This is a genomic window from Methylobacterium currus (assembly GCF_003058325.1).
Lineage (GTDB): Bacteria > Pseudomonadota > Alphaproteobacteria > Rhizobiales > Beijerinckiaceae > Methylobacterium > Methylobacterium currus.
This window is the reverse complement of sequence record NZ_CP028843.1, coordinates 2,133,027-2,143,505: the sequence shown is the minus strand read 5'-3', so window position 1 is coordinate 2,143,505 and position 10,479 is coordinate 2,133,027. Positions and strand designations below refer to the sequence as shown.

Annotated in this window: 13 protein-coding genes; all 13 read right to left on the bottom strand. The window is 69.3% G+C overall.

Features of this window, described 5'->3' with window-relative positions:
- Positions 1-2: 2 nt before the first annotated feature.
- A complete protein-coding gene (locus DA075_RS10175; RefSeq protein WP_099953109.1) occupies positions 3-644 on the bottom strand; it encodes a hypothetical protein in 642 nt (213 codons plus the stop codon).
- Between the two features lie 9 nt (positions 645-653).
- Positions 654-1,136, bottom strand: coding sequence for a hypothetical protein (locus tag DA075_RS10170; protein WP_099953108.1), 483 nt, complete (start codon positions 1,134-1,136; stop codon positions 654-656).
- Between the two features lie 2 nt (positions 1,137-1,138).
- On the bottom strand, positions 1,139-2,257 hold the full coding sequence (locus DA075_RS10165) for a major capsid family protein (RefSeq protein WP_210207028.1): 1,119 nt from the start codon (positions 2,255-2,257) through the stop codon (positions 1,139-1,141).
- Between the two features lie 26 nt (positions 2,258-2,283).
- Positions 2,284-2,793 (bottom strand): structural cement protein Gp24, encoded by a 510-nt coding sequence (locus DA075_RS10160; RefSeq protein WP_099953107.1) that lies wholly within the window; start codon positions 2,791-2,793, stop codon positions 2,284-2,286.
- 27 nt (positions 2,794-2,820) lie between these two features.
- Entirely contained in the window at positions 2,821-4,284 is a 1,464-nt protein-coding gene (locus DA075_RS10155; protein WP_123834244.1) for a DUF2213 domain-containing protein, read from the bottom strand.
- The gene (locus DA075_RS35880; protein WP_123834242.1) at positions 4,238-4,447 is read right to left on the bottom strand and encodes a hypothetical protein; all 210 of its coding nucleotides are present in this window, start codon (positions 4,445-4,447) and stop codon (positions 4,238-4,240) included. The genes DA075_RS10155 and DA075_RS35880 overlap by 47 nt, the downstream gene beginning before the upstream one ends.
- Positions 4,448-4,462: 15 nt before the next feature.
- Entirely contained in the window at positions 4,463-5,275 is an 813-nt protein-coding gene (locus DA075_RS10150; protein ID WP_244936553.1) for a phage head morphogenesis protein, read from the bottom strand.
- A 79-nt stretch (positions 5,276-5,354) separates the two neighbouring features.
- A complete protein-coding gene (locus DA075_RS37420; RefSeq protein WP_244936552.1) occupies positions 5,355-5,585 on the bottom strand; it encodes a hypothetical protein in 231 nt (76 codons plus the stop codon).
- Positions 5,586-5,698: 113 nt separating this feature from the next.
- Positions 5,699-5,920: a hypothetical protein gene (locus tag DA075_RS37415; RefSeq protein ID WP_244936551.1), complete on the bottom strand. Its 222-nt coding sequence runs from the start codon at positions 5,918-5,920 to the stop codon at positions 5,699-5,701.
- A 414-nt stretch (positions 5,921-6,334) separates the two neighbouring features.
- Positions 6,335-6,712 (bottom strand): hypothetical protein, encoded by a 378-nt coding sequence (locus DA075_RS37095; protein ID WP_164712288.1) that lies wholly within the window; start codon positions 6,710-6,712, stop codon positions 6,335-6,337.
- A complete protein-coding gene (locus DA075_RS10140; protein WP_099953105.1) occupies positions 6,712-7,263 on the bottom strand; it encodes a hypothetical protein in 552 nt (183 codons plus the stop codon). Before DA075_RS10140 ends, DA075_RS37095 begins: the two co-directional genes overlap by 1 nt.
- A gap of 6 nt (positions 7,264-7,269) precedes the next feature.
- Positions 7,270-8,835 (bottom strand): DUF1073 domain-containing protein, encoded by a 1,566-nt coding sequence (locus DA075_RS10135; protein WP_210207026.1) that lies wholly within the window; start codon positions 8,833-8,835, stop codon positions 7,270-7,272.
- Positions 8,832-10,451: a TerL protein gene (locus tag DA075_RS10130; protein WP_123834240.1), complete on the bottom strand. Its 1,620-nt coding sequence runs from the start codon at positions 10,449-10,451 to the stop codon at positions 8,832-8,834. The genes DA075_RS10135 and DA075_RS10130 overlap by 4 nt, the downstream gene beginning before the upstream one ends.
- Positions 10,452-10,479 lie beyond the last annotated feature (28 nt).

Below are 10,479 nucleotides of genomic sequence, written 5' to 3'. Positions count from 1 at the left end.
GGTCAGCCCTTGGCCTTCAGCTTCTCAGCCTCGACGAGGAGCTTTTTGCGGCCCCAGCGACCATCGACGATCACGCCGCGGTCACGGACGTAGGCGCGCAGTTCGTCGTCGGTGAGCTTGTCGAGCTCGGCGTCAGGGGCCGGCTCCTCCTCGGATCCGTCACCCCCGCCCGGAAGGCCGCCCTGGTCCGCGTGATCGGCTGCGGCCCTCGCCGCGCGATCGGCCTCCGCCTTCGCCTCCTCAGCCTCTCGGGCCTTGGCGTCGGCCGCCAGCTGCGCCTGCTCCTTGGCGAGCCGCCGGGCCTCGGCGTTCTCCCGCTCGCGCTCCTCCTCGGCGGTGAGCTGCGGCGCCTCGGGCGCGTCGTCGCCCTCCTGGGCCTCGAACAGGGTGCCGGAGGCGTAGAGGTCGGAATGCCCGTTCAGGGCCTTCCACTTCTCCCAGTGCTCCGCCGGGATCTTGGTGTAGCCGGGCAGCGTGCCGTTTCCCGGCACGCCCTGATGCTGGCCGCTGCCGGCGAGGTCGTAGACCGCAATCTCGCGCAGCTGCGGCTCGTCGAGGCCCGGGGTCTTGAACCACTCGGACACCCGCAGGCGCAGGCCCGAGGGGTGTCGGCAGCCGATGGTGATCAGGTTCGTGTCGTCCATCTCAGCCTCCTACTTGGGCTTGTCGCCGCGCTGGATGCCCCGGACGCGGGCGCCCGGATTGTCGGGATCGATGCCCTCGAGTCCGGTGCGGGCGGTCTCGTGCTCGCGGGCGAAGGCCTCGACGTCGCGCTGCTGCGGCGAGGCGTAGATGAGGCCGTTGCGCACCATGTCGCTGTTGCGGTTGGCGGCGAGCCACCCATCCCAAAGCGCCTTGGGCACGTTGGGGGTGAGGCGGTACCCGCGGACCAGGATCGGCGGCGGCAGGCCGATGCGGGCGCCGGTGCCAAGGATCGTGATCTGCTGGCCGGTCGGCTGGTGCACGGCCACCTGGCGCGGCGGGCCGCCCTGCACGACCTCGGTTTCCTGCGCTTCCACGAACTCGCGCATGATGAGGCCGCCCGGCAGCTTGCAGCCGACGGTGACGACGTCGCGGGCGGCGGTCACGGTATTACCCGTGGCCGCGCGCTGGCTCTTGAGACGCGCCGCGCCCATGATCAGATCCCGACCATGGTGGCGACGGCGTAGGGAAGGCGGATCACCGCGCCCCAGGCGCCGCCGGACCACTTCTTCTTGTAGGACGACATCTCGGTGACGAGGTTGTGCGACCGCATCTTCTCCGAGTAGGCGCAGTAGCCGGTCGGCTGCCCGTCGACCGTCTTGGCGATCAGCTGCATCATGTTGCCGGCGGCGATGCCCTGCGGGTTCGTGGCCGTCTGGCGGCCGTACTGGACCGCGTCGATCACCTCGAGGTTCGGGAATTCGGCGGCGAGCGCGTCCCGGACCTTGAGGTTGAACTGGTTGATGTAGCCGAGCGAGACCTTGGACCCGGGCGACATCGTGAGGACCAGCTGGTCCTCGGCGTTGACCATGCCGCCGGTCTGCGCGACGAGCAGGGCGAACAGCGCCATGGCGTCGTTGTAGACCTCGTTGGCCGTCGCGTTCGGCGAGCCGCCCGGGGTCTGCCAGGTGGTACCGCCCGCCGCCTTCGTGGCCGGGGTGGTCGCCGGCGGCAGCGCCGGGTCGTTCAGGATGCCGTAGTTCTGAAGGCCAGCGACACCCACGAAGTAGATGGTGTTCTCGAACCGCCCCATCACGGTGGCGGCAGCCTCGTCCTTCTCGGCGACGAGGTTGATACCGGCAAGGCCGGCCCGACCCATCTCGCGCTCGCCGTACTCGGAGATCGTCTGGTACAAGAACTGCTGCCGCTGCGGCCAGTTCATGTTGACGCCGACCGTGCCGTTGTTGGCGTAATCGCCATAGGCCGACGTCTCGCCGGTGTGCTCGACCACCGGGAACATCGCGGTGTCCTGGAGCCAGTCGCCCTGCTTCTGCTCGCCGAAGATCTGGGCGGCCTTGGTCGGGGTGAACCGGACCCGGATCACGTTCGGGTCGATGGTGGTGGTGAGCATCGCCGGGATGGCGCTGGTCGGCGCGGTCTGGAGCGCCGGCAGGGCGTCCATCGCGATCGTGTAGTCGCGGCGGATCCCGGTGGTGGCATAGGCCTCGACGTGGTCGAGGTGCATGCCGAACTCGGCCAGATCCGCCCTCTCGGACTGGAACAGGTTGCGCGCCTCGGCGGGCGGCATCGCCCGGATCTGTTCGATCGTGTGCATCTTCGTTTCTCCGCTGCCGATCCGCATCAGCCGTTCGGCGTGGCGGAGATCTTCACAAGCTCGCCCGCTGCCCCGACGGACATGGCGAACCACTTGGTCTCGGTGGAGCCGGCCACCGTGGCGCCGGCCGCTGCGAACGACACCGAGCCGTCCGTATTGCTGGCGAACACCTTGTTGCCGTAGGCCGACGCCGAAGAGCCGGCGTTCCGGGCCCAGAACCCGCCCGTCTTGAAGAGGGTGACCGGCATGCCCGGGAGCATGGTCATCCCGGACTCGGCCAGGAACGTCGTGATCAGGCCCTGCTGCTCACGGTGCAGGAACCCGGTCGGGGCGCCGGTGCCCGAGTTGGTCACGGTCGCCGGGGCGCCGTCGCCGTCGTTCGGCGCGGTGGCCCAGCAGAAGCGGCCGATGACGGCGCCGGCCGGGCCGACCACGAGGCCGCCCGGACCCGCGTTGACGGTCGACCGGGGATTGCTGTCGCAGAAATCGCCCTCGACGCCGCGCGCCGGTGCGTAGCTGACGGTGGTGGGGAACATCGTCTCGTCTCCTGTGCGGTCAGCCGATCAGGCGGCGCGGCCGATGCGGGCGATGCCGAAGCGCTCGGCGAAGGACTGGGCGCCGGCGGCGTCCATGGCGGGGCGGGGCTTGGTGCGCGGGGCGTCGCCCGGCTTCGGGCAGGCCTCGATGATGTCGCGCAGCGAGTCGGGGTGCTTGCCGGCGTGGGCCTTGCCCAGCACGGTCAGGGCCTGGCGCTCGACCGCCTCGGCGCTGTCGAAGGCCATCGGGAGCTCGCCGACCCACGGACGGACGAAGCGGCGGGCGTCGTCGATCGCAGCGAGGCGGGTGGCGGTCTCGGTGCGCACCCGCTCGGTCGCCTCGGCGATCGCCGCGTCCATGGCGGGCTTGGATACGGTGCCCTTCAGCGCGGCGGCGACCGCGGTGCGGATCGCGGCGTCCATCGCCTTCTTGTCCTTGTCGTCGTCCTTCTCGTCGATCACCGGCGCGCCGCTCATGCCGCAGATCCGGTCGATCTCCTCGTCGGACAGGCCCTTGGCCTTCAGCATGGCGCGCAGCTCGGCGTCGCCCGCATCCTTGGCCTCCGGATCGTCGACCGGGTCGGCCGCCGCGACCGGCTCCTCCAGCGCCTCGATGATCGGCGCCAGCGCCTCGATGACCTCGGCGACGTCCTCGAGCTCGGCGTCCTGGGCGAGCTTGCCGCGCAGCGCCTTCATGGAGCCGAGGATGACGGCCGGCATCGTCGCCTTGAAGTTCTTCGGCGTGACGCCCGACACCGCTGGGCCGAGATCGACGCCGCCATCCATGGCGAGCTTGCTGCCGTAGTGTGCCATGAGCGCGCCCTGCACCAGAGCGGCCACCGGCGACAGAATGCGCTTGGGCATGACAAATCCTCTGTAGGAGTCGCAGACAACCACGTCGGGCCCTGCGCGGCCCTTCGGAACAAGACTTACGTGGTTGCAGCGGATGTTCCGCATGACACCATCGTAAGCAACGCCGCGGAACACACCCGGCGTCATATCGGCATCGTAGTGGTACGAGGCCGAAATCTGCTTCTGGCTGTCGTCTTCGATCGCCCGGATTGCGGGTCCCGACCAGCACGACAGTGCGGAATACATGAAGGGGTCTTGGAACTCGGCGTTCCAGACGCTGCCCACGGTGCGCGCATGATCGTGCGCATCGGCGTGGATCGGGTTGTGATCGAAGAGGAGTGGTTTGCCGTGGAAGGTGGCCGCCGCCTTCGCCAGCTCCTCCGGGCACCGGAGCATCGCGTAGCGACGGTTCGGCTCGAGGCCGAGGCGGCGCCACTGCGGGATCTCGCTGCCGAGGTAGTCGCAGACGTTGGCCTTGCTGATCGGCGTCCGCTCGACCCGCAGGTGCCCATCCTGGTCGAACGTGCGCAGGGTGGCGCGGTCGAGCGCCAGCAGATCCTGGCGCATAGTCTGGAGGGACATGCTGGTAGTTCTACTTATTGGCTTCGGGCTGTTTATCAAAGAGCCATAAAACTTCACCGCACAGATCTTCGATTTTCGTCGCTACCGGCTTATTTTCGGCTCCCAACCGCAGAACGTTGCCCACTTGAGCATTCAGCGAACGAAGGGCCTGATGGACGACCCAGGCCTGCTCAGGCGTAAGTACCTGCCCGTCGATCACGACCTGCTTATCGCTGTGCATCTGCTGTCTCACGCGCTACGCAAATCCCGGGACCACAGCCCGACCGATGCACCGACAGTTGATCGCTTCGCCCGGCAGGACGTTCTCGCCCTTGTCGCCAACGGGCAGGCCGACGCGGATGTCGTAGCGCTGGCCGTTCGCCTTGACGTGCTTCGGGCGCGGGTGCTTCCCGCCGCCGCTGTGGCGCCAGACCGCCTCGGTCAGGCCCATCTCGACCTGGCGGGCCCGGGCGAGCGCCGCCGTGACCTTGTTGTTCTGGTCGCGGGCGATCAGCGCCGCCCGCTTCTTCGTCACCCCCAGCTGCTGCTGGAGATCATCCGCCAGCTGCCCGAGATCTCGCCCGGTCTGCACCGAGCGCATCACCATGCCCTCGACCTGGGCGAGGTGCTGCTGCGGGATGGATCGGATGAGGCTGACGTTCTCGTGCACCGCGGCGTTGAGCACGTCGCGCTGCGCCCGGGTCATCTTGAACTCGACGGTGAAGCCGCCCTTCTTCAGGGCCGCCTTCAGGCTCGCGTCGCTGCGCTCGCCGGCCGACTGCGTGAAGTATCTCGCCAGGTCGTCGGCGAGGTCGTTGAAATTGGCCTGCCAGCGCCGGGCGAGGCGCCGCATGGCCCGGCGCATGGTCTCGGCCGGCAGCTCATCCTCGGCGATCTCCGGGCTGTTGCCGCGGTAGGCCGCGCTCAGCCAGTAGGTCAGCGAGCGGCCCATCTCGTCGATCAGGGCCGTCAGCTTCCGGCGGTACTCCGCCTCGAGGCCCGCGTTCGGGTGGACCGGCCGCAGGATCGTCTCGGCTGGGCGCGGTCGGGTCCGGGACAGGCTCGCCACCGAATAGCTCGTTCCAGGGCAGGTCGATCATGGGCGCCTCGCGAGTCGGGGCGCCAGTGTGCCAGATCCAGGCGGGTCGTCACCGGTTCACGGCATAGACCGCGACCGGGATGGAGTAGGACGCGCCGATCGCGATGCCGGGCTGCGAGATCGTCGCCCGGAACGTGTTCGCAGCGGTCGGGATCGCGTGGTGGACCGCGTAGCCGCTCGGGAGGGTCGTCGGGTAGATCTCGAGGATGTCGGTTGCGAGCACGCCGGCGCAGGTGACACCGGCCCGCTCGCGGATGCCCGACGAGACCGCCGCCAGCATCGTCTCGGCGACGGTGGTGGTGCAGACGAAGGTGGAGGCCTTCGGCCCGGTCGCGCCCGTGGGTCCGGCCGGACCTGTGGCGCCCTGCGGCCCGGCGGCCCCGGCTGGACCGGTCAGGCCTTGCGCGCCGGTCGCACCCGCGGCGCCGGTGTCGCCTTTGGCGCCCGGGATGCCTTGGGCGCCCTGGGCTCCTGCGGGTCCAGCAGCGCCTGCAGGTCCAGGGCTGCCCTGTGGGCCTGCGGAGCCGGTGGGTCCAGCCGGGCCAGTTGCACCAGCAGGGCCTGCATCGCCCTTCGGACCTTGAGCGCCGGTCGGGCCTGGAGATCCTTGGTCACCCTTCGCCCCCGCTACTCCCTGCGGACCGGCAGTGCCCGCTGCACCTGCGGGCCCGGTATCGCCACGCGGACCAGCGACCCCGGCAGGTCCTGCGGCACCAGTGGCGCCCCCAGGCCCGGTAGCGCCTTGGGCTCCGGCAGGTCCAGCAGACCCCGATACGCCGGCCGGGCCCGTCGCTCCTGTTGGACCTGTCGGACCATCGCTTCCACGAACTCCCTGAGGACCGGGTGGTCCTTGGGATCCGGCCGGACCTGCTGCACCCTGATCCCCCTTCGGTCCTACGCCGCCCTGGGCTCCTGGCGGTCCCGGATCACCCTGCGGCCCCGGGGACCCGACGCCCGGCGCACCGATCCCGCGAGCCTGCGCGGCAAGCGGTACCGCCGCGAGCGCCAAGGCGAGCGCGACGTGCGCCCTCACTGCCCCGACCCGTAGGTGAACTCGACCGTGCAGCCCGCGGCGCCCGGATCCGCCATCGTCATGATCGACACGATGCGCGGGTTGCTGAGAGACGGGCTCGATGCCAGCACTTCGACGGTGCGGGCAAGGATGCGAGTGCCGGTGCTCGCGGTGACCTGCGACGAGGTGGTGGCGACCGTCTTCAACCGGATGTCGACCTGACAGGGGTTGACGATCCGGTACGAGGTGGCGCCGACCGGCTGCGGAATCGGGTACTGCGCTGGCGCCGTCGTGGAGGGCAGCAGGTACGGATCCGACTGCATCCGGTAGAACGGCGTCATGTCGGCCGCTGCGGCAGAACCGCAGAGCGCCAGCAAGGCGAGCAGGGCACGCATCACAGGAACCCCAGGAAGCCCGAGACGTCCCCAGCGATGCCGGGTGTCGCGTCACCGTCGCCGTTGGCCGCTGTCACCGACAGGGCGATGCCGGCCGAGAAGCCGAGCCCGACCGCGGTGGTGAACTGCTGGCATCCGCCTGCGGCCAGCGTGATCGGTCCGGCGTAGACCGGGGTGGTGCCGGTGGTGGCCGCGGCGGCGTTGTAGAACCGCACGTAGCGGCTGGTGCTGGCGTTGTTGCACAGGTTGAAGGCGTAGAGCCGACCCGGCGCCGGCTTGATCGTCATCGCCGCAGCGCTGGCGGTGGTCATGATCCGGGAGACGGCGAGCCCGTTGTCGGGGCTGGCGCTCGGAGCGCTCGCCACCTGCAACGGGTTGCCGGGGGTACCACAGGGCGCCGCCTGGCGCGCCGAACCGGTCGGGCAGGTGATGACGAAACCCGGCAGCTGCTCGCCCGCTTGGCCGACCCAGGTCTGGTAGGTCTGGGCGGCCGCAGCGGAGGCCGCCGCCAGCGCGAAGGCGCCGAGCCCGTATCCGTAGATGCGCCGCATGGGCAGCTACTCCGCGGCCACCCGCGCCCGGGCGGCATCGAACAGGCGGGCCACAGCCGGCGCGGTACCGTCGTCGCCTTCGCCCGGGTTGTCTTCGTCGTCTTCCTCGCCTTCCGGCAGGTCGTCCGGGTCGAGGCCGTGATAGGGGCTGTCCGCGTCGTCGGCGAGGCGCTTGCGGGATTCGGTCGGGGCGATCACGCCGCTGTCGATCCGTAGCTGGTCTGTCTCGGCCTCGGTCTTCTCGACCTCCGCCCGCTCCTTGTCCGAAAGCGACCACAGCGGCTCGAACTCGAATCCGATCTCGGGATCGACCACACCATCGAGGTTGAGCTGCACGAGCCCGAGGATGGTGGTCAGGTTCGGCCGGAACAGCGCCTCCTGGTAGGCGTGGATCCAGTCGTAGAAGACGCGGATCTCGCCCTCGCTCGAGGCGTTCAGGCCGGCCGGCTGGATCCCGAGGAGCTTGATGAGCGGGATGCCGCTCACCGAGGCCATGTGCTCTTGGCTCTGGGCCTGCAGAACGTCCAGCGTGCTCAGCTGCGCGCTGACGTTCTTCATGTCCTCAGTGTCTTTGTCGACCACCCAGACGCCACGGTTGTCCCGCGTCAGGTTGAACAGCTCGACCCGGTTGAAGAAATCCTCGCCTACGGCGCCCTGCGCGTTCCCCATCCGGGTCGCCAGCACCATAACCGAGAAGGCGCTGACGAGGTCGCTGACGCTCTGCCGGGTCCGCAGCCAGTTGTCGACGTAGGGCCGGGCCATCTGGGTGAGCGAGAGGCCGCCGAAGCTGTAGGCCGGCTTCAGCAGGTCCGGCACCTCCCGCCCGATGAACGTGAGCAGGCGGCTGACGTGGATGTTGCGGCCCTGCACGAACCAGGCCGTCGGCCGGTACCAGTTCGGGGCGAGGGGGTCGCTGGCGTTATAGCCGGTTGGCACGACCCACAGCGGCTCGATGGTGCGGAGGCCCCGCAGGCTGCCCCGCACCACCTTGGCGCGGCTCGCATCATCGGTTCCGGACCCGATCGGCGTGGCAAGCTCCTCGCGGCTCACCTCGCCGAGATCGACGTAGACGTGGCCGCGGCCGAAGAACCCGTCCTGCTCGGCCGCCTTGCGCATCAGGTCCATGACCCGGAACCGCCGGAACTCGGCCTCGATCGCCTTCACGCGCTTGGCCTTGTCCGGGCCGCTGGCCGTGATCCGGATCCCCTTCCGTGTCGCCTCCGTCGCGATCACCTCCGTGATCCGCCGGTACTCCGGCCGCTGCGCCAGGAGCGAGAGCGGGCCGAAGCCGAGGAAGTGCTGGCAGTCGCTGCCGGCGAAGTCGCTCGAGACCTGCGTGGCCCACGACCCGACATCGGTCAGGGCGTCGTCCATCGCCAGCCCGCCATCGGGCATGAACGCGGCCGGGTGCTCGGCCGGCTTGAACGGGTTGACCGGGGCCACCTGCTGGCGCTTGGCACGCTCCCGGGCGACGATCTCGTAGCCGACCTTCAGCATGGCCTCGGACACCGAGACCTGTGGCGCGGCCTGGCGGCGATCGCGGGCACGCTGGCGGCGGGCGGAACGCCTCACCGGCCTCTCCCGAAGCGGAGAGGGGTGCGCGAGCGGGCTGCGGCCAGCGCCGCTGGGCTGATGCGCAGCGGGCGCAGCGTCTCGACGGGCCAGTAGACCATGACGACCGAGTCGGCGAGGTTGGGCGAGCGGGTTCCAGGCGGGGCTTTGTCGATCACGAGCCTCATCCGTCCATCGCGCCGCGTGGTGGGCTGGCTGAGTTCCTTTTCCAGCTGCCGGAGCAGGGGCAGCGTGGAGGGCAGCGAGATCAGGTCCTCGGGCGCCCACGTGAAGCCGGGATCGTTGATCGCGCGCCACGTCCGCTCGAACCGGCGCCGCAGCTGCCACCAAGCCTGAGCTTTCAGGTTGGCGTAGAAATCCTTGTTGAGCGGGGTCTGCCGGTCGTTCGGCTCGACGTGCTGATCGGGCCAGAGCACGGCTGCACCGGCGCTCCACGGGGTCAGGAAGAGGCCGGGCGGCAGCAGGTTCTCGTCGGCGAGCCGGTTCGCTTCCGCCTTCACACCGGCACCTACCCCGACGCTGTCGTACTGCAGGTCGATCTCACCAAGCCCGGCGCACCCGTCGACTGCGCGACGCGTCGTCTCGCCCGTATCGCGCTCGCCCCACTCCTCGAGGCTCTTCAAGATCACGCCCTTGCGCTTCGAGAGAGCGTTGCGGTCACCGCCCTCGTCGGCAACATCGAGCGCCGCCATCCACATGCCGGTGTCGTCGAAGCCCAGCTTCACATGGGCGTCGATCGCCGCCTTCACCCACTCGGCCGGGATGATGACGTTGTCGACCGCTGCGGCGTAGTTCCGATCCACCTCCTGGGCGAATACGTGCATCAGGCCATCGGCCTGCGCCTTGCCGCGCCGGGCATCGTACCAGGCCTGATCCTTGCCCGGGTGGTCGCGCCAGTCGAACACGAAAACGTTCGTCTTGCCCTTCGTGACCGGGCCGCCCTGCCAGTCAGAGCCCGCCTCACGGCGCCGATGGAACACGTTGCCGAGACCGTTGACCGAGCTGATGTCGATCTGGACCCGGGTGTTGTCCGCGAGCGCCGCTTCGATCTTCTCCGGGCGCTCGTAGTGGGCGCTCTCGTCTTTGAAGTAGATCAGCTTGCGGCCGCCGCGACCGATGTTGTCGCCTGCCTCGCCCGTGATCGAAGCATCGTTCTCGGGGTTGATGAGCCGCATGTAAGTCATGTGGTCGACAGGGCTGAACCCGGCCGGCCAGAACTGCCGCGGGAGGCCTCTAACAATGATCCTCATCTTCTCGAAGATGCTGTCGGCGTCGCCGATGCGGTCGACCAACTGTTCCTTCCGGGAGCCCCATCCAACCGCTGCGCCCGGCCAGAACAGCCACAGCCAGACCGAGAAGGCGCAGCAGACCCACGTGGCGCCGGCATCGCGGCACTTCTCGACGAGGCCGTTTTCCTCGCCGTGCAGGCAGGCCAGCAGGAAGGTGACAAGGTCGGCCTGCCGACGGAACAGGATGAAGGGCAGCTTCGCCGGCAGCTCGCCGCTGGCAAGCCGCGGATCGTAGGTGATTGCCCAGTGGTTGATGAACTCGACCGGGCGGCTGCGGTAGAACTCCTTGGCTCCGTAGAGCGTCGCCGGATTGGCCTTGAGCTTCAAGGCCTGCTTCTGCCGCCAGGCGAACGCC